Here is a 25,564-nt window from a genome sequence, read left to right as displayed (position 1 = left end):
CGCCCGAGGTGGCGCCATTCTCGCGCACCGCGGTCATCTCGCCGGTGACGGTGTAGTCGTAGGTGACATAGAAGCCGTCATACCACGTCAGCCGCGTCCGGCGGCCGGCGAGATCATATTGATAGCCGACCGTTCCTCCAATCACGGTGCTGGCGCTGGTGTTGCGGCCGAGCGCGTCGAAGGCGAAATTGGCATAGTGACCGTCGGTCCGGCTCGCTGCCGTCATCCGCCCCAGGAGGTCGTAGCCGTACGACACATCGGGTTCGCTGCCCGGAAGGTTCTTCAGCGAAACGCGATCAAGGTTGTCGTAGGTGAACCCGATCGTCTGCCCGTCGCGCAGGCGGCGGCTGGTGACGTTGCTCGCCGCGTCGTAGCCGAGCTGCTCGTAGTCGGTTGTCGAGCTCGTGCCCGCAGCGACGGTCGTCACCGGATAGCGCGTCTTCAGTAGTCGGTCGAAGCCGTCATACTCATAGGTGGTGAGATTGTTCTCGCCATCCTTGACGCTCGCGAGCTGCCCGTTGTTGGTATAGCTCCTGATCACCTCGTCTGACTGGTCCGCCGTGCCGTAGGCGGTCTGGACCTTGGTCAGCTGGTCGGCGATGTCATAGCTGTTCCGAACGATGCGATCGGGCCCGGCGGATCCCGTGGTGGCGAGCGAGCACGCGACCGGCAGCGCGCCCCAGGTCGCGCTGTTCATCCGAAGCGCGGTGCAGTCGAGCCGCCCGTCGCTGTCATAGCTGTACTGCGTGACGCCGTAGGTGCTGCCGCCGGCCGTCGAAGATACCTGGACCTTGCGGTCGGCCCCGTCATAGGTGGTCACGACCTGCTGCAGGCTGGTAAAGCCGGCCCAGTCGGCGTCGCTCTGGCTGTTAACGTTGCCGATCTCGACCTGGGTAACGCGACCCTTCGGATCATAGGTGACCTTCTGCGCACGCGGCTTGAGCGCGCCTGCGCCGTCAGGGTCGGGACTGGTGGCGCCGATCTGTTGCCGGACGTTGTCGTAACGATAGCGCACCGTGTCGGCGGTCCCTGCGAGAGGCCCGTCGACCGTCAGCACATTGCCGGTGTCGTCATAGGTGTAGCTCGTCGTGGCGAGGAGCGAGAAATCCCCCGCGCCCTTGATCACCGAAACCGGAGCCAGGTTGTTGCCCGTGCCGGCAGTCTGGGGGCCATAGGTAATGCCGGTGACGATCTCATTGGCAGTGCCGGTGCAGCTCGCGGTCGTCTGGCAGGTCGAGGTGCTGGTGAGAAGCGTCACCGGCAGCCCCGACGCGGCCATCGAGCCGGCGGTGTTGAAATAGGCCTGCAGAGTCGAATAGCCGTAGCGCGTCTCCGGACGGATACCGCCGGCGGTCGCCGCGGGCGCCGTGACCGCCGTCACCCCGCCATGCGTAGCGTCATAGCTGTAGTTGGTGATATTGCCGCGCGCATCGGTCGTCGTGATCGGCTTGTTGCACGTGGCTGCGGTCGTGCAGCTCGCCGGGAAGGTCGCCGAGGTGACGATGTCGGCGAGGCCGGAGCCCGCCTTGGCGACCTCGCTCCGCTCGGTCACGTTGCCGCGGTCGTCATAGGTGATCTGGGTGTAGTCGCCCTCCGGATGCGTGGCGCGCGTGAGCCGGCCGTTCTCATCATATTGCCAGCTGGTGGTCCGGCTGAGCGGATCGGTCATCGACGTCATGCGCGCCGAGGCGATGTTGAACGCATAGACTGTCGCATGCGAGCCTGTGTCGGTGACCGTCACGGTGCGGATGCCGCCCGCATCCGATGCCGAATAGCTGGTCGTTCCCGCCGGGGTAGTCACGCTGGCAACGCGACCGCCGCTATAGGTGAAGGTCACGTCCTCGCTGCTGCTGCCCGGACGCTTGATCCCCAGCATCTGGACGCCGTTCGAGCGATAGACGCTCTGGCGCCCGGCGGCGTCCTGATAGGTCTGGTACGAATAGCCGCCACTGGCACTGACACTGAAGGCGAGCGAGGCGACGACGGGAGACGAAGGCCTGGCGAGGTTGCTGATGGATGCGCCGGTGATCGTCAGCCAGCCCTCGAGGTTGTTGGGATAGCCCTCGAGAAACTCGTCCTGATAGGCGAAGTTCAGCCGGTAGCCATTGGCGTTGGTCGCCGTCGTCAGCCGGAACACGGGCGTGCTGGTCAGGCAGATCGGGTCCTCCGACGTCTGCTTCCAGGTGAGGCAATAATTGGCGGTTTCATGACCGAAGGTCACCTTCTCGCCGGAGGGGCTGGTGACGTCGAGCGCGCGCCCCTCGCTCGAGCCCGAATAGACGTTGTTCTTGAGGTTCTTGCTGAAGCGAACGACCGTCCCGTCGCGGCGCGTGTAGGTATAGATGTTGGTGCCGCTGTTGAAGGTCAGCGTCGAGCCGTTGCCCTCCGTCGGGGTGTAGGTGCCGCCGCTCTCGGTGAAGCCGTCGGCGACGCGATTGAGATTGACAGTCACCGTGGTGCCGCTCTTGTCCAACGCGAGCGAGAAGTCGTCCGACCAGCCGAAGCCGCGCCAGAAACGCGCGTAGCTAAGACCATTGCTCTCCTGCCCGGCGCTGATCGAGGGCGAACTGATCTGCAGCGTGCCGCTGAACAGATCTACGCCATTGCTGTCGATCGAGGGGCGCACCGGTGGCGCGATGGTCTGCTGCGCGTGCGCAATCGGCGTCGCTAGCGTGAGTAGCGACGCGGAAGCGAGCAGCGAGCGCACCAGGAACTTGGCCACGGCCTTGCCGTTGCCCGGGCGCGGTGCCCCGACATTGTACATGATCTAATCCCCCGATTCGAACTAAAGAACACCCCGCCTGGGCGGGCAACAGTGCACCGCTCAGGGTGCTGGATTGGACGAACCGGTCACCTTGAGGTTGCGCCGGTTGTTCGCCTTGTCGTGCGTGTATTCGTACTTCACGCCGTTGTTCACGGCACCCGAGCGCTCGACCTTCACCAGGCGGCCCTTGGCGTCATAGGTGTAGGTGATCGTCTCGGAGGCGTTTGCATGCGCTCCCACAAGTGCGCACAAGGCGCAGAAAGCACCGATCCGGAAAATACGCATACCACCCCCAGCAGAATACATTTGCGCAAAAGCGCAAGTGTTGAAGATATTCGCCTCCCCGACGAATCAACTTCATTACCATTAGAGCGAGAGTCTCTGTCCAACGCAATGCATTTGTCTGATTAGCGTGGCATAAACTTCGATCGCCGCCTCCCGGCTAAACTCGTTCTCACTTAGGCTGAAGCGCTTCCGGAGTTTCGGAGATAGTTGGCGCACTCGTGAGAAGGGAAGGCATTGAGCAGTGTGCCGATGCAGCAACCTCCGCAAAAGAGTGATTACATTGCTCGCGCGCAAGCGCGGGGCACTGCTTTGACGGCGATCGGCACCACGCGTACTTACGATACCGAGAACCGGCTGGTGATGGCCTTGACAGGCGCCACGCTCATCTACGACCCACTGGGCCCGCTCTACGAGACCACCGGCACGACGACGGGCGCCACGCACTTCCTCTACGAGGGGCACCAGCTGAAGGCGGAGTACAGCAGCGCGGATACGCTGCTGAGACGCTACGTCCATAGCGCCGGTGAGGACGATCCGCTGCGTTGGTATGAAGGATCCAGCCTCGCGGGTCTGCGCGGCTTATGGGAGAGGCGAACTCGGGGCACTTTTCGCGGCTACCCTTCGTGTCGCCCTGTGCGATCAAGTCTCTCCCTTATAAACAGAATTGAAGCTGGCCGGATCGGTTCGCCGATGCGAGATTCTGTTCTTCTCCCTTGCGCATCGGAAGGGTGCTCGCGATACGGGAGGAGTGCATTATTCACGCCGAGTCGGAGGGTATGTTGGGGGGCGGTAACCTTGTGCGCCGGGTCGTCGCCACATTGTTGGCAGGTCTGGTTCTTGAATCTACAGCTGTGGCGCAAGAATTGGCCGACCCGGCAGGATCCGGCGTGATCGTTTCTGCCGTCCGCTGGCTCGAAGGTACGCTGCTCGGTACGATCGCGACCGTCGTCGCGGTCATCGCGGTCGCTTCGGTGGGATTGCTGATGCTCACTGGCCGGATCAACTGGCGCTATGGCGCGACGGTGATCCTCGGCTGCTTCATCCTGTTCGGGGCCGCGAGCATCGTCGCCGGGATCCAGTCCACGGCACAGTTGGGACAATAGGATGAACGGTCTCGAGCGAGACCAGCTGTTCGTCGCGCTCACGCGCCCGCAGATGTTTGCCGGCGTCACCTATAGTTACTTCATCGCCAATGCGGTGATCGCGACCGAATTGTTCCTGATCTTCAAGTCGCCCTGGGCGATCGCGGCGGCGCTGGCCATCCATCTGGCCGGCGTCATCCTTTGCCTGCGCGAGCCGCGTTTCTTCGACCTCTGGCTCACCCGGCTCGCCCGCTGCCCGCGCGTCCGCAACCATGCGATCTGGCGATGCAACTCCTACCGGCCCTGACCCGCGATCCCGAGGTTGTGCGCCGCGAGGCGCCGGCCGGACGCCACCTTCCTTATGCCCGGCACGTTGACGATCACACGATCGAGACGCGCGACGGGCTGCTGATGCAGGTGCTCCACCTGCGCGGGTTGCTCTTCGAGACCGCTGACACCGAGGAGATCAACTATCGCAAGCGGCTGCGCGACGCGATGCTGCAGTCGATCGGGTCGTCGCGCTTCGCGGTCTACAGCCATGTCGTGCGGCGGCGCGTCGATGCCGGGCTGGCCGCCGAATTCCCGGATGCGTTCTCGCAGCGGCTCGACGCGTCGTGGAAGGCGCGGCTCGCGCAGAAACGGCTCTACGTCAACGACCTGTTCCTGACGCTCGTCCGCCGTCCGCTGCAGGGCCGGATCGGATTGCTCGACCGGCTGCGCGGCGGCGTGGCCCAAGCCGATACCGGCCACGAACTGCGCCAGCTCGACGTGGCTCGCGATGCCCTGCTCGCCGCGCTGGGCAGCTACGAGCCCCGGCTGCTCGGCGTCTACCAGACGCCGCAGGGCACTTGCTCCGAGCTGCTCGAATTCCTGTCGTCGCTGTACAATGGCGAGGTCCGGCCGGTGCTGCTGCCGCTGCAGGATCTCGGCGCCTATCTGCCCTATCGCCGGGTGAGCTTCGGCCAGGAAACGGTCGAGCTCGGGCCGACGGGGACGCTCCCGCGCAGCTTCACCGGGCTGGTGTCGATCAAGGACTATCCCGGCCAGACCGCGCCCGGCATGCTCGACGAACTGCTGCGGCTGCCCTTCGAGCTGACGATCTCGCAGAGCTTCGGCTTCGTCGAGCGGCAGGCCGCGCTCTCGAAGATGAACCTCGCGCTCCGGCGGATGCGCTCGGCCGAGGACGAGGCGGTCAGCCTGCGCACCGACCTGTCGAGCGCGAAGGACGATGTCGCCGCCGGCCGTGCAGGTTTCGGCGAGCACCACATGACGATCGCGGTCCGTGGCGACACCCCGGCCGAGGTGGACGAGGGCGTCGCCGAGACGCAGGCGGTGCTCGCCGACATGGGCATCATCGCCGTCCGCGAGGAGATCGCGCTCGAGCCTGCCTTCTGGGCGCAGTTCCCGGGCAATTTCAAGTATATCGCCCGTCGCGGATTGGTCTCGACGAGCAACTTCGCCGGCTTCGCCAGCGGCCACAACCTGCCCCAGGGCCGCGCCGCGGACAATCATTGGGGCGATGCGGTGACCCTGCTCGAGACCACCGCGGCGGGCCCCTATTATTTCAATTTCCACCAGGGCGACCTGGGCAACTTCACCGTGATCGGGCCGTCCGGGTCGGGCAAGACGGTGGTGCTCAACTTCCTGCTCGCCCAGGCGCGCAAGTTCAGTCCGAGGATCATCTTCTTCGACAAGGATCGTGGCGCCGAACTGTTCCTGCGTGCGATCGGCGGCCGCTACGACCTGCTGCGTCCCGGCACGCCCTCAGGGCTCAATCCGCTCCAGATCGAGGACACGCCCGCCAACCGGCAGTTCCTGATCGACTGGGTCGCCTTGCTCGCGGGCGGCGCGGATATCGAGGAGCTCGCCCGGATCAAGGATTCGATCGACGCCAATTTCGATCAACCGATCGAGCAGCGCCGCCTGCGTTATCTCGCCGAGCTGTTCCGCGGCGGGCATCGTCCGCACGCCGCCGACCTCTGGGCGCGGCTGCGGCCCTGGTGGGGCGAAGGCGAGCGCGCCTGGTTGTTCGACAATGCGCGCGACGAGACCGACCTCACCGCCGACACCGTCGGGTTCGACATGACCCAGATCCTCGACGATCCCGCGATGCGCACCCCGGCGATGATGTACCTGTTCCACCGCGTCGAGGAGCGGCTCGACGGCACGGCGGCGATCATCGTGGTGGACGAGGGCTGGAAGGCGCTCGACGACGACGTCTTCGTCCGCCGGATCAAGGATTGGGAGAAGACGATCCGCAAGCGCAACGGCATCGTCGGCTTCGCCACGCAGAGCGCGCAGGACGCGCTCGAGAGCCGCATCGCCAGCGCCATCATCGAGCAGGCCGCGACGCAGATCTTCATGGCCAATCCCAAGGCGCGCGCCGCCGACTATATCGAGGGCTTCGGGCTTACCTCGCACGAGTTCGAGCTCGTCCGGACGCTGCCCGACAATGCGCATTGCTTCCTGATCAAGCACGGCAACGAGAGCGTCGTCGCCCGGCTGAACCTGACCGGCGAGCGCGAGATGCTGACCATATTGTCGGGCCGCGAGCGCACGGTACGGCTGCTCGACGAAATTCGCGCGACGAGCGGCGACGATCCGGCCGAGTGGCTGCCGCGCTTGCTGGAGGTGGCATGACCATGGCCTGCCCCAGCATAACCGACGGCGCCTTCCTCCAGAGCGTCCTGCAATTCGTCGATTGCCAGGCGCAGTCGCTCGGGAGCCAGGGCTATCTCGCGCTTTCCGCACCGGGCTCGCCGCTGTCGCTGCTGCTCACGGGCATGCTGACCCTGTTCGTCGCCTTCTTCGGCTATCGCATGCTGTTCGGCGACATGCCGGGCGTGCGCGACGGTGTGGTGGCTTTGGTCAAGATCGGCGTGGTCCTCGCGCTCGCCACCAGCTGGACCGCCTATCGGACGCTGGCGTACGACGTGGCCTTTCACGGTCCGGCGGAGCTGGTCGCCGGCGTCGGCGCCCCGGCTGGGCTTCCCGGCGCCTCGGGCGACCTGGCGGTGCGGCTGGAACTGGTCGACGATGCACTGATCGAGCTCGGACGGCTCGGAAACGGTCCCGCGGCAGCGGTTCGCACCGGCGTCGACGGCCAGCAAGTGGTCACGCCGATTCCGACCGAGCCTCCCAGCATCTTCACGCCGTTCGCGCTGGGCACCGCCCGGCTGGTGTTCCTCACCGCGACGATCGCGGGGTTCGCTTCGGTCCGGCTGGTTGCCGGGTTGCTGCTGGCACTCGGCCCCTTCTTCATCGCCTTCCTGCTGTTCGAAGGCACGCGCGGGCTGTTCGAGGGCTGGATCCGCGGGCTGGCCGCGGCGGTGATCGGGGCGATCGCCGTGACCCTGCTGCTCATGGTCGAGCTCGCGCTGCTCGAGCCGTGGCTCGCCGAGCTGATCGCCCGCCGCGAGGCCCAGTTCGCGATCGGCGGCGCGGCCACCGAACTGTTGGTCGTGGCGCTGGCATTCGCGCTCGCATTGCTCGCCGGACTGGGCATGGCTGCACGTCTTGTCCTGGGCTTCCGGTTGCCGCTCGCCTGGCGCATGGCGCCTGCCCAGATGATGGCCGGCTGGCGCGGTGGCGCCGCGCAGCCGATCCAGCCTGCGCGCGAGACGCACGTGCCCGCCGCACAGCTCTCCCGCGCCGCCGCGGTGGCGGAAGCGGTGGCACATGTGCAGCGACGCGAGGCGACGGCGGCGCAGACCGCATCGCCGGGAACGGCTTCCCATAGCGCGATAACCAAAGCATCCGGGCGCGACATGCCACCGTCGCCGCCCACACCGCTCGGACAGAGCCATCGCCGCCGCACGCAAAGTCGCGTGTCCACGAGCGCGGGGCGAAGGGACAAAGCAAGATGAAGAACAAGGCGCGCGAAGCGCTCGACGCTTATTATCGCGAAGCGGGCAGTTGGGCGGACGATCGCCAGGCGGCGCTGCGCGCGTCGCGCCGGACCGCGTGGATCGTCGCGAGCGTCGCGACCGCAGTCGCGCTGATGCTGGCGCTCGCCTTGCTGATGCTGACGCCGCTCAAGACCGTCGAGCCCTATACCCTGCTCGTCGACAAGCAGACCGGCTTCGTCCAGGCGCTGAAGCCGCTCGATGCGCAGCAAGTGAGCGGCAATAGCGCGCTGACCCAGTCCTTCCTCGTCCAGTATGTCATTGCGCGCGAGAGTTTCGACATCTCGGCGGTGCAGGCCAATTATCGCAAGGTCTCGCTCTGGTCGCAGGGCGATGCGCGGAACGCCTATGTCGCGAGCGTGCAGGCCTCGAACCCGGACAGCCCGCTCGCGCGGCTTCCCCGTACGACGGTGATCGAGACGCGCGTGAAGAGCGTGTCGCCGCTGGGACAGAACGCCGCGCTCGTCCGGTTCGACACGGTCCGGCGCGACGCGGGCGGGCGGAGCGAACCGGCGCGCGCCTGGGTCTCGGTGATCCGCTATCGCTATTCGGGCGAACCGATGAGCCTCGAGGATCGCTTCGTGAACCCGCTGGGCTTCGAAGTGACTCGCTATCAGCGCAATGCCGAGGCGGCCCCGCCGACGCCCGAACCGGCCGCGGCTCCGCAACCCGGCCCGACCGCACCCGCGATCGCGCCCCCGGGGCCGGCGACACAACTTCCCGCCCCGCGGCCCGCCCAGCCGGAAGTCGAGCTGTGAGGATATGGCTTGCCGCCGCGCTGCTGCTCGCACCCTCGCTCGCCTTCGCGCAGGCCGCGCCGCTGCCGCCCCCGCCCAATCCGCGCTTCCAGTCGATCGAATACAGCCCCGACACGGTGTTCACGCTGCGGGCCGCGCCGGGCTATCAGATCGTGGTCGAGCTGGCGCCCGACGAGCGCATCGAGAATGTCGCGGTGGGCGACAGCAGCGGATGGCAGGTCACCGCGAACCGCCGCGGCGACCGTCTGTTCGTCAAGGCGGTGCGCGGCGACGTCACGACCAACATGACCGTGATCACCGACACGCGGCTCTATTCGTTCGAGCTGGTGCCGCTGCCCGGGCCGCAACTCGACATGCCGTTCGCCCTGCGCTTCAGCTACCCGACCCCCGCCGCTGCTCCGACCGATACTGCGTCCGAAGCGCTACTGGGTCGCTACAAGATGCGCGGTGCGAGGCCGCTCATCCCGAGCGGCATGCACGACGACGGCATCCACACCTATATCGAATGGCCGCCGGGAAGCACGCTGCCCGCGGTCTATGCCGTCAACGACCAGGGCAAGGAGACCCTGGTCAACGGAATGATGCGCGACGGCCGGATGGTGATCGACAGCATCCAGTCCAAACTGGTTTTCCGCATCGACGATCGTAGCGCGACCGCGGTTCGCGTCGCGGCAGGAGGGCGCTGATGGCGACGGCGCCTCCCTCCGCGGATCCGCGGACGACCGGCGAGGCCAGTGTGCTGCCCGTAGTCGCACGGCCGCGCGCCGGCGTGCCGATCTGGGCGATCTTGCTCGGCGTGGCGCTTGTCGGCCTGCTGCTGTTCGCCGTGCTCGACGCGCGACGACGCGCATTGACCGCGCCTGCGGTACGGCCACGCTCCGCGGATCTCGTGACGACGCCGGCACTGCCGCCGTCGCTCTACGTCCCCCCCCAACCCGCGCCGCCCCCCCCTGCGGTTATCGTCCGCGAAATAGCGGCACCGGCACCGGCGTCGCAGCCCCAGCAGCCACAAGTGATCTACGTTCCCCAGGCGCCGCCACCGATGCCAGTGCCGATGCCGGCCCCGCCATCACGCGTGACTGCCGAGCCCGCCTTGGTGATCGACACCACTGGGCCCGCGCCGGCTGCCGGCACCCCCGCGCAGGGCGTTCCGGGCCCAGCGTCGCCGCTCGGCAATGCGACCAACAATATCGCCGGAGCCCGCGCTGGCGCCGGCGTGCTCGCCAACCGCGCGACGACCGTGCCCCAGGGCACGCTGATCCCCGCAGTGCTCGAGACCGCGCTCGATTCGACACGCCCCGGACTGGCGCGTGCCATCGTCTCGCGCGACGTTCGCGGCTTCGACGGCAGCCGGATACTCATTCCGCGCGGAAGCCGCCTGATCGGCGAATATCGCTCGGACGCCGAGGCGGGCCAGAACCGCATGCTGGTCAATTGGATCCGACTGATCCGCCCCGACGGCGCCACGATCGCGATCGGATCTCCCGCCGGCGACACGCTTGGCCGCGGTGGCATCCGCGCCAGCGTCAACAGCCATTTCCTCGAGCGCTTCGCCGGCGCCATCCTGCAATCCGCGCTCGATATCGGCGTCAATCTCGCCTCGCGCTCGGTGGATTCGTCGGTGGTGATCCTGCCGGGCTCGCAGGGCAGCGTGACGCGCTTTCCCAACCAGATCCGGCCGACGCTGAAGGTCAAGGCGGCCACCAGCATCTCGATCTTCGTCGCGCGCGACCTGGATTTCACGGGGGTCGAGGCGCGATGAGCAGCGCCGCGGCGGAGCGCGAGGGACAGATCTATCTCCGTTCCTACCTCGCCCCGCTCACTGGAATGCTCGCGCGGCCCGACGTCACCGACATCTACGTCAATCGGCCTGGGGAAGTCTGGGTCGAGACGCTGGGCGGCGCGATCGAGCGCCACGACGCCCCCGCGCTCGAGGCTTCGACGCTGGAGCGGCTGTCCCGCCAGATCGCGGCGCTCTCGCACCAGGGCATCAGCCGCGAGCATCCGCTGCTCTCAGCGAGCCTCCCCGATGGCGCACGCGTGCAGATCGTGGCGCCCCCGGCAACGCGCGGCCCGATGGCGATCGCGATCCGCAAGCACATATCCTCCGATCTCTCGCTCGGCGACTATGTCGCCGCGGGCGCCTTCGACACGACGACACATCGTGCCACCGAGCACAATGAGACCGACCTCCGGCTCGCCCGTATGCTCGACGCCGGCGACATCGCCGGGATGCTCGCGGCGGCGGTGCGGGCACGGAAGAACATCTTGGTCTCGGGCGGCACCTCGACGGGCAAGACCACGTTCCTCAACGCGCTGATCCGCGAGATTCCCGCCGAGGAACGGCTGATCCTGATCGAGGACACGCCCGAGCTGCAGCAGCATCACGACAATCTCGTCGGCCTGCTCGCGGTGCGCGGCGCGCTCGGCGAGGCGCGGGTGAGCGCTACTGATCTGCTCGCCGCTTCGCTGCGCATGCGCCCCGACCGTATCATCCTGGGCGAGCTGCGCGGCGAGGAGGCCTATGCCTTCCTACGCGCGATCAACACTGGGCATCCGGGATCGATGACATCGGTCCACGCCGACTCCGCGGAGAAGGCGATCGAGCAGATCGTGTTGTTGGTGCTCCAGGCAGGCACACAGCTCGGGCGCGACGACGTTCGGCACTATGTGCGCAGCACCGTGGACGTGTTTGTGCACCTTGCCCGCAGCGGCGGACGACGGCGCGTGGCCGAGGTGCGGCTGGCTTGAAGGAGCGTAAGATGCGCCCGAAGCGGTACTCGCGCAAAGGCCAGACGCAGGCCCTTCGCGCCCGCGCTTCTCTACCGCATCGGGACGGCGGCGCCGGCGTAAGGGTCGTAGCCCAGTTGTTGTATCGGAGGCCGCGCCAGCGGGGAAACCTCGGCTGAGGCTATGAACGGCTCGGGTACGGGCGCCTCCCCGGCCCTCGCCAGCGATTCCAGTCCGGCGACGATGCTTGACGCTCCGAACAGGACGAAGCACCCCAATATGACCGTAGCGGCACGCCTGAGATCCATCCGGCCGCTGAGCGCCAACAAGCCAACGCTCGCCACCGCGATGACTGCGAGCGTCGTCGCGATCGTGCCGAGCACTGTTCCCTCGAGCCACTGAACGGCTGCAACGACGGCGCTCGAACCTGTCGGGTCCGCCTGCGACGAGCTCGGAAAGCCCGCTAACATCGACGTTTCCGAACCGACTGGAAAGATGGCACACGTGACATCGCTTCACCCTGCGCGCGGCCTGACGATCGGGCAAGAGGAGCTTTCGCGGTTAATGGTCCGCTATCCGGCAAAACAGTTGCGCCAAAGCATAAACTGGGCTGTGGTCACCCCCGAAACGAGATTCGCCGTGGGGGTCGCGGGGCGAACTTCGGGTTCGAAGCTGTTGAATTTGTTGACGGGCGACCCTTCGGCAGCCCGAAGAGGGGGAATATCTCAGATGAGTTTGCAGCGTTCAGCGCGCAGGCCCTTTCTGCGCGCCTGCTGGATAGCCGGAAGCGCGATCGGCGCACTTGCGGGCACGTCGACCTGTGCGCATGCGCAAGAGGCTACGACCTACTCCTACGATGCCTTGGGACGGCTGGTGAGCTCGAGCACCAGCGGCGGACCGAACAACGGCATCGCCACGGGGACGTGCTTCGACGCTGCGGGAAACCGTACGCAATATGTCGTCGGAGCGGCAGGCTCTCCGTGCACGACCGCGCCGAACGGGATGCTCGCGTCGACGGCAATGCAAGCGTCCGCTCCCGCTGAGCCCAACGCGGCTCCCCTTACGGCTCCGACCACGCCGCCATCGGCACCGCTCACACCTGAGCGCTGAGGGTCGTTGGGAACATAGGGGGAAATGGTGTCCAAATCTGCGTTCATGCTTGTTTGCGGTTCGATGGCGGCGCTAGCCGCGGCAGCGCCTGGCGCCCGTGCGCAGGATATCGTCCCGCCCAAGGCATATACGATGACCCCGGGCGGGGTGAGCCTCGCCGACGGCTCGTTCACCTTCACAGACACCGACCTGGTGATCGGCAATCTGAAGCTCGAGCGGTTCCATCTCGGCGGACGGCGGGATCCCAACACGCCCTTCTTCGGCCCGCGGATGAGCCACAATTACGACATCTACATCGCGCCTAACCAGAAGACGACGTGCGACATATTCTGCACGACCTTCAAGAAGCCGATCGTGCATATGGGGACGAGCGCCAGCGGCACCTTCTATGAGACGATGCCGCCCAATCCGGTGCTGATGCACTCAACCGACGACAGCTATGCCGGCGAACTCGTGCGGGACGCCAATGGCGCCTATATCTACACCGACCGCGACGGCAATGTTTTCACCTTCAGTACAACGGTCGGCGTGGTAGGTTCGTCGAGCCTCAGCAGTTATACGATCAATGGGCTCAACTAATATGAACCGCCGCCGGCGTATCGTTCGGTTACGATAGGCCCTTCAAATCATTCCCGGAATTTGATGGTATCTATGATGGTATAGCGAAACCGATACCGATAATTTGCACTACATCTCAATTGGTTACTAGCAATAAACTGCTTCCGTAGGGGCAACCTATCTTTTCAATAACTTAGCGTGCGAAATTTCTGCTCAGACAGAAATTTGTCCGATATGCCGACCGCGATCTCGCCGGATGGTGTTGGACGAAGATATTTGCTCATCCCGCGCTCCGATCTCCTCAAAGCGCGACTATCCCACGCCTCAAGGCGGTGGTGACCGCGTGTGTACGGTCGTGCACGTCCAGCTTTGCGAAGACGCTCTTTAGATGCGCTTTCACCGTGTCCTCGGAAATGGAGAGCTCCCAGGCGATTGCCTTGTTCGCTCGGCCCTGGGCGACGAGCTGGAGGATCGCGAGTTCACGCGCGCTCAGCGGATCGTCGCCGGCGTGGAGGGCAATTTCCTGCGCGATCTCCGCCGGGACATATCTGCGCCCGGCATGGACCGCGCGGATCGCATCGAGCAGCTCCTTGCGGAGCGAGGTTTTGAGCAGATAGGCGGCGGCACCGGCCTTGAGCGCGCGAACGGCCTGGACATCTCCCTCATAGGTCGTGAGAACGATGATACGCGCGTTGCGAAATTCCCCGCGGATCGCCGTGATCGCGGCAAGCCCGTCCATCACCGGCATCTGGATGTCCATCAGCGCAACATCGGGCCTGAGATTGCGGAAAGCGGCCACCGCTTCGGCGCCATCTGAGGCTTCGCCGACCAGCTCCATGTCCTCCTGCGGCGCGAGGATCGCGGCGATGCCGTCGCGCAGTACCGGATGATCGTCGACCGCGAGGATGCGGATGGGGGGCGTGGCGGTCATTGGGGCGACTCCGCTTCACGCTGCAGCCACGGGAACCGGAAGCGGCGAGCACGCGCAACATAAGCGGCACGCGCCGGGACCGACAAGCCGATCTCGGCTCCCGCCGGGTCACGGCCGGCAATCGTCAGCGTGCCGCCGATCCGCCGCGCGCGCTCCTTCATGCCGACCAGTCCGAAATGCCCCGTCCGCGCGCCAGCCTCGGCGATCGCTTCGGGGATGCCGACACCGTCGTCGCGGATCGAAAGCCCGAACGCGGCGCTGTCGTAACGCAGGACCGCCTCGATCGCGGTCGCTCCGGCATGGGCGACCGCGTTGCGGATCGCTTCCTCGCCGATCCGCAAGGCTTCCTCGCAAACGAGCGGCGAGAGATCGCGGCGCTTTCCATCGACACTGAGGTCGAAACGGATCGGGCTCTCCGCGATGGCCGCCTCGGCCGCATCGCGCAGTGCCTGCTCCAGGTCGCCCGCGTCGCCGCGCAGGTCGCGCACCCGGCGGCGGCCTTCGATCAGCAGCGCATCGGCGCGGTCGAGCGCATCGTCGATCGAACCGCGCAGGGGCTCGTTCTCGGGGATTCGATCGGCGACCGTCTGGAAACGCAGCATCAACCCCTGAAACCCCTGGAGCAGCGTGTCGTGCAACTCGCGCGCGATGCGCTCGCGCTCGGCGATGCGGATCTGGAAACGGCCCTGAAGCTTCGCGGTGACCTGCCGCAGCCGCAACATATAGGCGAGCCAGATCAAGCCGCCGACAGCGATCGCGCAAATCAGCATGAACCAGCTCGACTGGACGAAAGTGGGCGGCAGGTGGATGGCGATGCTGGCGCCCGTCCGGTTCCACACGCCGTCCTGGTTCGCCGCGATGACCTGGAAGCGATAGGTGCCCGGGCGCAGATTGGTGTAGAATGCCTGGCGCCGCGTTCCAGGATCGACCCAGTCCTCGTCGACCCCTTCCAAGCGATAGCGGAACGCGATGCGGTTCGGGATCGTGAGGCTGAGCGCGGTATAGTCGATCTCGACGCGCGACGTCCCTGCCTTCAGCGTCACCGCATCCGGATCGCGCAGCATGGTATCGGCGAACGCGACCCTGGTGATCTTGACGGGCGGGGGCGCCGGGTTGCGCACGATATGCGCGGGGTCGACCCACACCACGCCGCCATAAGTGCCGAACCAAAGGCGCCCGTCGCCGCCGCGCGCGATCCTTTGCTGCGCGTTCACCAGATGGCCGTTGGGCAGGCCGTCCTCGAAGGACAGGATCGTCGGCTGAAGCGGGCGATTCTTGTCCGCAAGCGCGCGATCGAATTCCGCGAGGGGCAGGCCGACGATCCCCGCCGGGCCGATGAACCAAAGCCCGCCTTCGGGTGTGTCGATCAACGCCACGGGCGTGTCCAGCCAGGGAAATCGCGTGGCGGAAAGCCACTCAAATCGTCCTGTCCGCCACCGCGCGATGCCCCGCCCACTGCCCAGGAACAGCGCGTTCCGGCCCTGATACAAAGCGGAAATGCCGAAGTCGGGGTCGCCACCGAGCAGCGTCGCCGCGATTCCGCCGTTCGCATCGAGCCGGACGAGTCCGTCGGCTTCGAGATAGAGGATCGGATTGCCGTCCAATCCCGTCTCCATCATCGTCGGCAGCAATTCGGGCTTCCGCGGCGCCAGCACGCGGCGCCAGCTTCCGCCATCGAGGCGGAACAGTCCGTCACGGCCGGCGCCCGCCCATAGCACGCCCCGTCGATCGAACGCGCAGGCCAGGATGCCGGTCCGGCTTTCGAGCGCGCCGGGCAAGGGCTGGAACGCCATCCGACCGCGCTGGAGGCGGAGCAGCCGATCGCGCTGGAAGACCCAGATCGTGCCGACGGGTCCCTCGCAAATCCAGTCGGGATTCGATTGCAGGTTGACCAACAACTCGGGCGCCTTGCCGGGCAGCACGCGGTGCAGCGCGTTCGCTGTGCCGATATAGACGGTACCGTCGGACGCGCCGAACAGCGGATAGCCGAAGTCGGGTTTGTCCCGAAGCGTCGGTTCGACCACGACATTGGCGGTGCTGAACCGATCCAGGCCCATGCTGGTGCCCACCCAGATATTGCCTTCGCGATCCTCGATGATCGGCACGGCCTTGTCGGACGTCAGGCCATCCTCCTGGCGATAGATCTCGACTTCCCGCTGCTCGCCGCCAGATCCGCGAAGCCGGAAGACTCCCAATGCACCGACACCCCATAGATTGCCCCGCCGATCGAACAGGGTCCGGAAGTTGCGGCTCGAGCCCGGCGTAGGATAGGTGCGCGCGGTGCCGGCCTGCACGAGGGGCGACAGGATCCTGCTGCCGCCAAGGTCCGAAAGCCATATCCTTCCGCTTGGATCCTGGCTGATCGCCGGGCTGCCGACCGCCGCCGCGACCCGCTCGAACCGGCGCGACCCGCGGCGCAGCACCAGCACGGCGGTGTTTGTCGTAACCCAAAGCGACCCGTCCCGGGTGGCGGTCATCGCGATCACCCAGTCCGGCGGCAGTCCCCAATCCGTCCCGACCTCCCGCCAGGCGCCGTTGACGTAGCGGGCCAGTGCACGATCGGTCCGACCAAGAGAGGCCCAGATCGCGCCATCGGACGTCTCTGCGAACTCTATCACATAGCTGGAGGGCCTGGTCATCGAGGCGTTCCGCAGCGCGTTGCCGCGGTAGACGCTGAAATCTCCGTTGTCGTAGCCGACCCAGATTGCGCCATCGCGAGCCACGTGCAGCGCGGTCACCAACCGCCGCGCGGGATCGGCCTGGCGCGGCGCGATCGCTTCAAAGGCGACGCCGTCGAACCGGAACAGACCCGTGCCGCCGCCGATCCACAGAAAGCCGTCTCGTCCCTGCGCCAGCGCGCTGACGAAGGGCGGCGCCCCTTCGTCGATCGACCAGCGTGTGTGCTTGTACTGGGCAATGGTGCGCCCGGGACCAGAGGGCGCAGCGGCGGCGCGGGGCAGCAAAGCGGGCAGCAGCAACAGGAGCAGCATCCGTTTCGAGTGCAACCGCATAGAGCCCCCGCCTGAAATCTCGGCTTTCCCCAGGCAACCCTATCCCCCCGGGCGAGCGCCGCATCACTCGAACGTGTAACCGTGCGTATCCTCTTTCCGAGCGTATCGGCAGGGAACGCGCGCGCCTAGCCACTCCCGATACCGGGCAGATTCCCTCCGCGACGCCCGACCCGAAAGTGTAGCCCGGGGCTTCTTCTCCCGGGATATCCCCCGCCGCGCCGGCGATGCAACTTGCGAACGCGATCGGATCCGACGCGATCCGCCTTGGTCCGCAAATGGAGGCAAGCGTGTGTCTTCGGGAGAGCGTGGTGCCGGTCGCCCATGTCGCGAGCGACATCGGCCACGCGCCTTCCCCCCGGTCCGTCCCAGCTCGCTCTCCAGCGGACCGGGACCTTCCTCAAGGAGAACGCAAATGACCGACCGGCATGATTCGAACCCGATCGACCAGGAACGCCGCGATGCGATGCGCATCGCCGGCGGCGCAGTGCTGGCCGGCCTGGCGACCTCGGCAACCGTGTCGCCGGCGGCCGCGCAGACGACGCGCGCCACGGCGAAGCGCGTCGGCAACCGGGCGTTGGGCGCGCGCCTCCAGGGTGTTCAGCATTTCGGCCTGACGGTGCAGAACATGGACCGCGCGTTCGAATTCTACACCGATGTGCTCGGCGGTACCGAAGTGATGCGCGACGGCGATTTCCAGGGCGAGCGCATCCACAACACGCTGCTCACCGGGCAGGAGATCGAAGCACGCGTGCGCGGCGTCAATCCGCGCGCCATGGGCGTGCCCGACCTGCGCGGCGGCGCGCAGCGGCTCGACGTGCGCTTCATCCAATTCGACAATGTCGTGATCGAGCTGCTGCAATATCGCGACGCGGACCAGCCGATGGGCGGCCCCCGGAGCTTCGCCGAGCCGCTGGACCATATGAGCCCCGCCTTCCCGCGCATGATGCACATCTGCTTCCACATCCGCGACGACGTGGATTTCAACACCTTCATCCGCGACCTGGAAGCCGAATCGGCGCGGCGCGGGATGACGCAGGTCCGCGCCAACCGCGTGGTCACGGTGACGACGGAGGCCGAACGGCGCGGCGCGCCGCTCGAGGCGAACAGCAACCCGATCACCGAGGGCAAGTCCAACGGCTGGCGGCTGATCTACTGCATCGGATCCGAGGGCGAGCAGCTCGAATTCGTCCAGGCGCTCGGGCCGGTGAAGCAGGTCTTCGACAATGCGCACGCGGCGCACCTGCAGCTGGTCGCCGCCGCGCAGCGGTAGGGAGCATCGCCATGTCCCAGGCTTCGACCGGCGGCGGTTCGTTCGCTGGATCCGGCAATCCCTATCTCACCGGGATCCACGCGCCGATGCGCGAGGAGCTGACGATCGAGGATCTGCCGGTGACCGGTACGATCCCCGCCACGCTAGCCGGGCGCTATCTGCGGATGGGCCCGAACCCGATGGCGCCCAATCCGGCCAAATATCACTGGTTCGCCGGCGACGGCATGATCCACGGCATCCGGATCGAGAATGGACACGCGCGCTGGTACCGCAATCGCTGGATCCGGTCCGACGCGGTGACCAAGGCGTTGGGCGAGCCCCGGACGCCGGGGCCGCGCCATCTGTTCGATACGGTCAACACCAATGTCGTCGGCTTCGCCGGACGGACGCTGGGGCTGATCGAGGCGGGCAGCACGCCGGTCGAGATCGGCGAAACGCTCGAGACGCGGCGCTACACCGATTTCGACGGAACGCTGCACGGCAGCTTCACCGCCCATCCGCATGTCGATCCGCTGACCGGCGAGATGCACGGCATCTGCTATGACGCGAGCAAATGGCGGTCGATCCGCTATGTGGTCGTCACACCGGAAGGCCGGGTGCGGCGCGAGGTGAAGATCCCGGTCAAGCACGGCCCGATGATCCATGATTGCGCCTTCACCCGGCGCTTTGCGGTGATCCTCGACTTGCCGGTCACCTTCTCGCTGACGGCGGCCATCACCGCGTACAATTTTCCGTACCGCTGGAACGGGTCGCATGCGGCCAGGCTGGGGCTCCTGCCACGCGAGGGCGAAGCGGGCGACATTGTCTGGTGTGCGATCGATCCCTGCTATGTGTTCCATGCGGTCAATGCCTATGACGCGGCGGATGGCAGCGTGGTGCTGGACCTCATCGTCCATGACCGCATGTTCTGGAAGCGGACCTCCGGCCCGGATTCGCAGGTTACCAAGCTGGAGCGCTGGACCGTCGATCCCGTCGCCCGCACCGTCGCGCGCACGGTCATCGACCCCACCCCGCAGGAATTTCCCCGCGCGGACGAGCGCCGCCTGGGCCAGCCCTATCGCTACGCCTATACGATGAAGCTGGAGGACCCGTTCACCGGGACGGGCCTGTTCAAGCACGACATGATCGCCGGCACGCGGCAGGTGCACGATTTCGGCCCGGATCATCACCCGTGCGAGTTCATGTTCGTGCCCGCTTATGCCAGGGCGGAGGAAGACGAAGGCTGGCTGATCGGCTTCGTCATCGATGCGGCGGCGCGGACGACCGATCTGGTCATCATCGACGCCCGCGATTTCGAGGGACCGCCCCTCGCGCGCATCCACCTGCCGCACATCGTCCCGCCCGGATTCCACGGAAATTGGGTGCCGGATGCCGATTAACTTCCGTTTTCCAAGGAGATGCAAGATGCGCTTTCCCAGACGCTTCGTGCTCGCCGCGCTGATCGGCGCGGCATCGCCGGCGGCACCCGCGATGGCGCAGGATCATGCCGGCATCCGCTATGCCGATATCCCGGTCACCGCCTATGCCGTGGTCGCCGAAATCCAGGCTAGGCCGGGCAAGGAGGAAGCGCTGCGCCAGGCGACGCTGCCGCTCGTCGCCAAGGTCCGTGCCGAGCCCAACAACCTGCTCTATTTCCTCCAGGAGGATCGCGAGCGGCCCGGCCATTTCATCTTCTACGAGATATTCGCCACCCAGGCCGATTTCGAAGCGCATAACCGCACGCCGCACGTCCAGGCCTGGTTCGCGCGCCTGCCCGAGCTCGCCGAGGGCCCGGTCAAGGCGATGCGGATGCAGATCCTGGGCAACCGTCCCTGACCATGGAGATCATGAGATGAACAAGGCAATCGCAGCGCTCGCCTCCGCGAGCCTCGTCACCGGCGCCGTCCCTGCCATAGCGGGAGACGAGGGCAAGCATCCGACCATCATCCTCGTCCATGGCGCGTTCGTCGACGGGTCGGGATGGGCCGGGGTGTACAAGATCCTGCGCAAGGACGGCTACGAGGTAGTGGTCCTGCAGAACCCGACGACATCCCTCGAAGACGATGTCGCGGCGACCAGGCGCGCGCTCGCGACCATCGCCAGCAAGGTGGTGCTTGTCGGTCATTCCTATGGCGGGATGGTCATCACCGAGGCGGGATCGGACCCGAAGGTGACCGCGCTCGTCTATGTCGCCGCCTTCGCGCCGGACCAGGGAGAGTCGGTCGCCTCGATCACCGCCAGCGCCCCACCCGGCGCGCCGCCCTTGCCGATCGTGTCGAGTCCCGACGGCACGCTGACGCTCGACAAATCGAAATTCCCGGCGCTCTTCGCCGCCGATGCGGCACCGGAGGTGTCGCGGTTCATGGCGGATTCGCAGCAACCCTGGGGCGCGAGAGCGCTGGAAGGCAAGGTCACCGTGCCCGCCTGGAAGATCAGGCCGAGTTGGTTCCTGGTGCCACAGAATGATCGGATCATCCCGCCCGACGGCCAGCGCGGCATGGCAAGGCGCGCCGGCGCGACGCTCCGTGAGGTGCCCGGCAGCCATGCGGTCTTCGTCGCGAACCCCGAGGCGGTCGCTGCGTTGATCGAGGAAGCGGCCACCCACGCCGCGGCCAAGCCGGCGCAATAGGATCAGGCGGGCGGAGCGAGCGCCGATACATGACGGATCGCCTCGCCCACCAGACCTCTCAGCCAGCGATGCGCGGGATCGTGGCGATAGCGCACATGCCAGGCCATCTCGACCGGGAAGGTGCCGAGATCGACCGGCGCCGACAGGATCCTGAGCCGTGGGTCGAAGGCCAGCCGGCGGCAGATCAAGCCGGGCAGGGTCGCGATGTGATCGGTGACCGCGACCATCTCCGCCACCGCGAAGAAATTGGTGACGGAAAGCGCTACCTCGCGTTTCAATTGCTGCTGGGCGAGCGCTTGGAACAGCCCGGCGCGCATGCGCCCGGGCGGCACGACGTTGACGTGCTTCAGCCGCTCGAACTGCTCGCGCGAGATGCTGTCGCCGATCTCCGGATGGCCGGCGCGGACGACACAGGCCAGTCCTTCGTCCATCAGGTGCTGGACGACGAGATTGTCCGGCGGATCGACGATGCGACCGAGCACCATCGCGGTGGTGCCCGATGTCACCCCGGTCTCCGCCAGGTCGTTGCCATAGGGCGTCAGGCGCAGCTTGATCCCCGGCGCGATCTGCTGGAGGCGGGCGACGATCGCAGGCAGCAGCACGAACTCGACATAGCCATTGGGCGCGATCGTGAAGAGCCGCTCGGCGCTGGCAGGATCGAAATCCTGCTGCCCGAGCACGGCGTCGTCGAGCCTGGCCAGCGCATCGGCGATCCCCGGCGCCAGTTCCAGCGCGATCGGCGTCGGCTGGATGCCATAGCGCTCGCGGATGAACAGCGGGTCCTGGAGCATCGTGCGCAGCCGGGCGAGCGCATTGGAGAGCGCCGGCTGGGTCATGCCCAGCCGCTCGGCGGCGCGGGTCACGCTGCGTTCCTCCATCAGCGCTACGAAGATCGGCAGCAGGTTGAGGTCGTAGCGCATGAGTTATCTTCTCATGCTTATAACTGAAATCAAGATAATAAACTTCTGGAATGTCTGCGCCGGGCGCATATCGGCGTCGTCCACAGGGGACACCAACAATGGAGGTTCAGATGGCCAAGGGCAAAGTGCTCGTGATCGGTTCCAACGCCACGCGGATCGAGCTTCAGGGTGGCGGCTGGGCTACCACCGGCCAGTATCTCAACGAAACCGTCGTGCCCTCGACGGCGCTGATCGAAGCCGGTTATGAAGTCGTGCTCGCCACGCCCGACGGCACCAGGCCGCATATCGACGAACTGTCGAACAGCGCTGCGCATTTCGGCGGCGACGAAGCTGCATTTGCCAGGGCCACGGCCTTCTGGACGGAAGACTCGGCGATGAACGAGGTCCGCACGTTGCGTCAGGTGATCGACGAGGGGCTGGACGGCTATGCTGGCCTGTTCGTCCCCGGCGGCCATGCCCCGATCGCGGATCTGATGCAGGATGCCGATCTCGGCGTTATCCTTCGCCACTTCCACGAGCAGGCCAAGCCGACCGCCCTGCTCTGCCATGGCCCGATCGCGGTGACCGCAGCCATGCCGCATGCCCGCGAGTTTCGCGCCGCGCTGGTCGCCGGTGACGCCGCCAAGGCGGCGGAATGGGCGCAGGGCTGGCAATATACCGGCTATCGGATGACCGTCTTCTCCACGAGCGAGGAGAAGGTTGTCGAGGATAATGTCCTCCACGCCAGGCTCTATTTCTACATGCCCGACGCGCTGCGTGTCGCCGGCGGCGAGGTGATCACCGGCGCGATCGATTTCGAGCCCAATGTGGTCATCGATCGGGAGCTGATCACCGGCCAGAACCCGCGTTCGGATGGTCCGATCGCCGAGGCGCTGGTCGAGGCGCTCGATCGCGCGCTGGTCGCGGCGTGAGAACCCGAATGACCGGTGGAGCGCTGCGGAGTCCCGCCGGTCTCGCAAGGAAAATGAGCATGACCCGTTTGAAGATCGTCGCGATCCTCGCCGCCCGCCCGGGCAAGACGGAAGCCTTGCGTGCGCTGCTCGACGGCATGGTCGCGCCCAGCCGGGCCGAACCAGGCAACCTGCGCTACGACCTGTGGCAGGATCGTGCCGACCCCGCCCGCTTCGTTCTCGACGAGCTCTACGCGGACGACGGCGCTGTCGCCGCGCATCGCGCCAGTCCGCATTTCCAAATCTATCTCTCGCAAATCAACGACCTGGCCGAGCGCACCCCGCTGACGCTCGATCCCGTCTCGGTCGCCTGAAACAAGGATCAGGACCATGGCACTGAAGGACATCATCGGCAGCAAGCTCGGCTTCGGCGCCGCGCCGCTCGGCAACATGTTCCGCGCAATTCCAGAGGAGGAAGCGTTGGCGACGGTCGAGGCCGCCTGGAATGACGGCATCCGCTATTTCGACAATGCGCCCTTTTACGGCGCCGGCCTCGCCGAGATCCGGATGGGCGAGGCGCTGAAGGGGAAGCCGCGCGACGAATATGTGATCAGCACCAAGGTCGGTCGCGTGGTGCTCGACGAGATCGAGGAAGGGCCGCGCGACAATGGCGAAAAGGGTTCCGTGTTCGCCGATGGCCGACCCAACAAGGTGATCAACGACTATTCGGCCGATGCGACGTTGCGCTCGATCGAGGACAGCCTGAAGCGGTTGCAGACGGATCGCATCGATATCGTGTGGGTCCACGACGTGGCGCAGGATTTTTACGGCGATGACTGGCTGGCGATGTTCGAGAGCGCGCAGACTGGCGCGTTCAAGGCGCTCGACCGGCTGCGCGACGAAGGCGTGATCAAGGCCTGGGGCCTGGGTGTGAACCGCGTCGAGCCGATCGAGCTTCTGCTCGATCTCGACGGTACGCACCCCGACGGCTCGCTGCTCGCCGGCCGCTATACTCTGCTCGATCACAGCCGTGCGCTGCAGCGTCTGATGCCCAAGGTGGCGGAGCGCGGGCTCGGGATCGTCGTGGGCGGGCCGTACAGCTCCGGCGCGCTCGTCGGCGGGCCGAACTTCGAATATGCCCCCGCCACATCCGCCATCCTCGACAAGGTGGCGCGGATCAAGGCGCTCGCCGATCGCCATGGCATCAGCATGAAGGCTGCCGGCCTGCAGTTCGCACTCGCCAACCCCGCCGTCGCCGCGGTGATTCCGGGCGCGAGCCGGCCAGGCCGCATCGTCGAAGACCGCGCCGCGCTCGACGAAGTCGTCCCCGTCGATTTCTGGCGCGAGCTGCGTGCGGCGGGGCTGGTCGACTCCGCAGCCCCGCTTCCGATCTCGGGCTGACATCCACGCTTCACTGGAAACGATCAATGCTCTTTCATCTGCTGGCGCTGCTGGCGCCGCCGATTGCCCATGCGGACAGCTTCGATGTCCAGGCACGTGCCGCGTGCGCCGCGCCCATCGGCGCTCGTCCCCGACTTCCGGGGATCGAGATCGAGGCGATCGACGCCAGCGATGGGGACCTGCCCTATCTGCGCATCACCGATCGCAGGAGCGGCGGCTGGATGAAGGCCCATTATGACGCGGTGTCTGCCCGAAGCGCCTGGGCAAGGGCGGCTTGCCTGGGCGCACAGCTTCGGCTGATCGGCGACGAGACCGAGGAGGCCTGGCCGAGCGGCCAATGGTTCTCGGTCACCTTCACCGCCGATCCCGCCTATGTTCCCCCGCGCGACGCGCGCGACCGCCGCTGGACCGTCGTCACCCGGCCCGACGGAACGCTCGGCGCCGAGGGCGAGAACATGGCCGTGGTCACCATGCCGCACGAGCAGGTCCATGCCTTCCAGAAGCGCGCGGGCGCGCAACTGCCCCGCTGGCTCGAGGAAGGGCATGCCGAATGGATCAGCCGCAAGATCACCGCCAGGCTGGCTCCCGCCGCCGGGCAGGTGGATGCCCGCCGCCATGCCGACGCGCTGGCTGCCTCCACCACACCGGTGGAACTGAGCAAATGGGGCGGCGTCAGCGTCACGCGCGACGCGATCCTGCGCCAGGCATCGGCAGAGGATCGCAAGAAGATGGAAGCCGACCCCGCGTTCGTTCCACCAGGCCCCTACAAGATCAGCTCCGGCGATCTGACGAGCGACGAAAGCAACATCCAGGCGCGCTACGAGGCTGCCTGGCGCGTTTTCGAGAACCTCGAAAGGGCGCATGGCGCGTCGAAAGTCCAGTCTTGGGTTCGGGATCTCACTGCGACAGGCGGACGTGTCACACCGGAGCGGATAGAGGATACTGGCCGTCTGCGGCTTCGTGAAAATCTTAACCTGCGACTCCAATAGGAGTGGCGATCGGGCGCACGTGTTAGATGTTCGAGCTGCGAGACACAGCTGACCACCGGCTCGGCTCCCGCAGAGGTCACCAAGCCCTTTTCAAAGGCTTGATGACCTCTGCGTAGATTCTCAGGCGATTTCTCCAAAGTTTCTCTCAAATAGCTTCCGGGCGGCTACGCGCCCCGGCTCCGGCCGGAAAGGCCGGGAGAGTCACTTCCCAAGAGCAGACGCCCCCCGAGGCGCGTTTCCCGACCCGCGCTACGCACCTATGCTGGAAAGCAGTTCGTCGAGCTGCTCCAGCTGCTCGGGCAACCCGGCCGCCGAGCCCTGCAGTGCTTCCTCGAGCGCCTCCTCGGACGGA

Annotated in this window: 23 protein-coding genes and 1 pseudogene; 17 read left to right on the top strand and 7 right to left on the bottom strand. The window is 66.4% G+C overall.

What is annotated here, in order from left to right; genetic code table 11:
- Both MT490_RS16805 and MT490_RS16800 read right to left on the bottom strand, forming a co-directional pair.
- Positions 1–2,764 (bottom strand): annotated as a pseudogene (locus MT490_RS16805) (hypothetical protein); the annotation flags it as partial.
- A 60-nt stretch (positions 2,765–2,824) separates the two neighbouring features.
- Positions 2,825–3,004 (bottom strand): hypothetical protein, encoded by a 180-nt coding sequence (locus tag MT490_RS16800; protein WP_297390331.1) that lies wholly within the window; start codon positions 3,002–3,004, stop codon positions 2,825–2,827.
- Positions 3,005–3,825: 821 nt separating this feature from the next.
- Here MT490_RS16800 and MT490_RS16795 point away from each other — a divergent pair.
- Genes MT490_RS16795 through virB11 form a run of 8 tightly spaced genes read left to right on the top strand, consistent with a single transcriptional unit; the run spans position 3,826 to position 11,545 of the window.
- Positions 3,826–4,152, top strand: a complete 327-nt coding sequence (locus MT490_RS16795) for a TrbC/VirB2 family protein (protein ID WP_297390333.1) — start codon at positions 3,826–3,828, stop codon at positions 4,150–4,152.
- Between the two features lies 1 nt (position 4,153).
- Positions 4,154–4,438, top strand: coding sequence for a VirB3 family type IV secretion system protein (locus MT490_RS16790; RefSeq protein ID WP_297390329.1), 285 nt, complete (start codon positions 4,154–4,156; stop codon positions 4,436–4,438).
- Positions 4,417–6,771, top strand: a complete 2,355-nt coding sequence (locus MT490_RS16785) for a VirB4 family type IV secretion/conjugal transfer ATPase (protein ID WP_297390327.1) — start codon at positions 4,417–4,419, stop codon at positions 6,769–6,771. The genes MT490_RS16790 and MT490_RS16785 overlap by 22 nt, the downstream gene beginning before the upstream one ends.
- Positions 6,768–7,997 (top strand): type IV secretion system protein, encoded by a 1,230-nt coding sequence (locus MT490_RS16780; RefSeq protein WP_297390325.1) that lies wholly within the window; start codon positions 6,768–6,770, stop codon positions 7,995–7,997. The genes MT490_RS16785 and MT490_RS16780 overlap by 4 nt, the downstream gene beginning before the upstream one ends.
- Positions 7,994–8,794 carry a VirB8/TrbF family protein gene (locus MT490_RS16775; protein ID WP_297390323.1) on the top strand — a complete coding sequence of 267 codons (801 nt, stop codon included), beginning with the start codon at positions 7,994–7,996 and terminating at the stop codon, positions 8,792–8,794. The genes MT490_RS16780 and MT490_RS16775 overlap by 4 nt, the downstream gene beginning before the upstream one ends.
- Positions 8,791–9,480: a TrbG/VirB9 family P-type conjugative transfer protein gene (locus MT490_RS16770; RefSeq protein ID WP_297390321.1), complete on the top strand. Its 690-nt coding sequence runs from the start codon at positions 8,791–8,793 to the stop codon at positions 9,478–9,480. Before MT490_RS16775 ends, MT490_RS16770 begins: the two co-directional genes overlap by 4 nt.
- Entirely contained in the window at positions 9,480–10,556 is a 1,077-nt protein-coding gene (locus MT490_RS16765; RefSeq protein WP_297390319.1) for a TrbI/VirB10 family protein, read from the top strand. Before MT490_RS16770 ends, MT490_RS16765 begins: the two co-directional genes overlap by 1 nt.
- Complete coding sequence (gene virB11 / locus MT490_RS16760) at positions 10,553–11,545, top strand: P-type DNA transfer ATPase VirB11 (protein WP_297390317.1); 993 nt, start codon at positions 10,553–10,555, stop codon at positions 11,543–11,545. Before MT490_RS16765 ends, virB11 begins: the two co-directional genes overlap by 4 nt.
- A gap of 71 nt (positions 11,546–11,616) precedes the next feature.
- Here the strand turns inward: virB11 and MT490_RS16755 are convergent, their stop codons facing one another.
- Together MT490_RS16755 and MT490_RS16750 are read right to left on the bottom strand one after the other, a co-directional pair.
- Positions 11,617–11,994, bottom strand: a complete 378-nt coding sequence (locus tag MT490_RS16755) for a TrbC/VirB2 family protein (RefSeq protein ID WP_297390315.1) — start codon at positions 11,992–11,994, stop codon at positions 11,617–11,619.
- 381 nt (positions 11,995–12,375) lie between these two features.
- Positions 12,376–12,510, bottom strand: coding sequence for a hypothetical protein (locus MT490_RS16750; RefSeq protein ID WP_297390314.1), 135 nt, complete (start codon positions 12,508–12,510; stop codon positions 12,376–12,378).
- A 187-nt stretch (positions 12,511–12,697) separates the two neighbouring features.
- Between MT490_RS16750 and MT490_RS16745 the strand changes: the two genes are divergently transcribed.
- Positions 12,698–13,213 (top strand): hypothetical protein, encoded by a 516-nt coding sequence (locus MT490_RS16745; RefSeq protein ID WP_297390312.1) that lies wholly within the window; start codon positions 12,698–12,700, stop codon positions 13,211–13,213.
- A gap of 280 nt (positions 13,214–13,493) precedes the next feature.
- Here MT490_RS16745 and MT490_RS16740 read toward each other — a convergent pair whose 3' ends face one another.
- Entirely contained in the window at positions 13,494–14,123 is a 630-nt protein-coding gene (locus MT490_RS16740) for a response regulator transcription factor (protein WP_297390310.1), read from the bottom strand.
- Complete coding sequence (locus tag MT490_RS16735) at positions 14,120–17,113, bottom strand: sensor histidine kinase (RefSeq protein ID WP_297390309.1); 2,994 nt, start codon at positions 17,111–17,113, stop codon at positions 14,120–14,122. Before MT490_RS16735 ends, MT490_RS16740 begins: the two co-directional genes overlap by 4 nt.
- 433 nt (positions 17,114–17,546) lie before the next feature.
- Here MT490_RS16735 and MT490_RS16730 point away from each other — a divergent pair, with 433 nt between their 5' ends.
- Genes MT490_RS16730 through MT490_RS16715 form a run of 4 tightly spaced genes read left to right on the top strand, consistent with a single transcriptional unit; the run spans position 17,547 to position 21,012 of the window.
- Positions 17,547–18,404 (top strand): VOC family protein, encoded by an 858-nt coding sequence (locus MT490_RS16730; protein ID WP_297390307.1) that lies wholly within the window; start codon positions 17,547–17,549, stop codon positions 18,402–18,404.
- Between the two features lie 11 nt (positions 18,405–18,415).
- Positions 18,416–19,783, top strand: coding sequence for a carotenoid oxygenase family protein (locus MT490_RS16725; protein ID WP_297390305.1), 1,368 nt, complete (start codon positions 18,416–18,418; stop codon positions 19,781–19,783).
- A gap of 25 nt (positions 19,784–19,808) precedes the next feature.
- On the top strand, positions 19,809–20,219 hold the full coding sequence (locus MT490_RS16720; protein WP_297390303.1) for a putative quinol monooxygenase: 411 nt from the start codon (positions 19,809–19,811) through the stop codon (positions 20,217–20,219).
- A gap of 16 nt (positions 20,220–20,235) precedes the next feature.
- Positions 20,236–21,012 carry an alpha/beta hydrolase gene (locus tag MT490_RS16715; protein WP_297390302.1) on the top strand — a complete coding sequence of 259 codons (777 nt, stop codon included), beginning with the start codon at positions 20,236–20,238 and terminating at the stop codon, positions 21,010–21,012.
- Positions 21,013–21,014: 2 nt separating this feature from the next.
- Here the strand turns inward: MT490_RS16715 and MT490_RS16710 are convergent, their stop codons facing one another.
- A complete protein-coding gene (locus MT490_RS16710; RefSeq protein WP_297390301.1) occupies positions 21,015–21,932 on the bottom strand; it encodes a LysR family transcriptional regulator in 918 nt (305 codons plus the stop codon).
- Between the two features lie 110 nt (positions 21,933–22,042).
- Here MT490_RS16710 and MT490_RS16705 point away from each other — a divergent pair, with 110 nt between their 5' ends.
- Genes MT490_RS16705 through MT490_RS16690 form a run of 4 tightly spaced genes read left to right on the top strand, consistent with a single transcriptional unit; the run spans position 22,043 to position 25,212 of the window.
- Positions 22,043–22,843 (top strand): type 1 glutamine amidotransferase domain-containing protein, encoded by an 801-nt coding sequence (locus MT490_RS16705; RefSeq protein ID WP_297390299.1) that lies wholly within the window; start codon positions 22,043–22,045, stop codon positions 22,841–22,843.
- A gap of 59 nt (positions 22,844–22,902) precedes the next feature.
- A complete protein-coding gene (locus MT490_RS16700; RefSeq protein WP_297390296.1) occupies positions 22,903–23,196 on the top strand; it encodes a putative quinol monooxygenase in 294 nt (97 codons plus the stop codon).
- Positions 23,197–23,212: 16 nt separating this feature from the next.
- Positions 23,213–24,223, top strand: coding sequence for an aldo/keto reductase (locus tag MT490_RS16695; protein ID WP_297390293.1), 1,011 nt, complete (start codon positions 23,213–23,215; stop codon positions 24,221–24,223).
- A 26-nt stretch (positions 24,224–24,249) separates the two neighbouring features.
- Positions 24,250–25,212, top strand: a complete 963-nt coding sequence (locus tag MT490_RS16690) for a hypothetical protein (protein ID WP_297390291.1) — start codon at positions 24,250–24,252, stop codon at positions 25,210–25,212.
- The last annotated feature ends 352 nt before the right edge of the window (positions 25,213–25,564 follow it).

The organism is Sphingomonas sp., assembly GCF_026460985.1.
Taxonomy (GTDB): domain Bacteria; phylum Pseudomonadota; class Alphaproteobacteria; order Sphingomonadales; family Sphingomonadaceae; genus Sphingomonas.
This window is presented reverse-complemented; position numbering and strand designations above follow the sequence as displayed.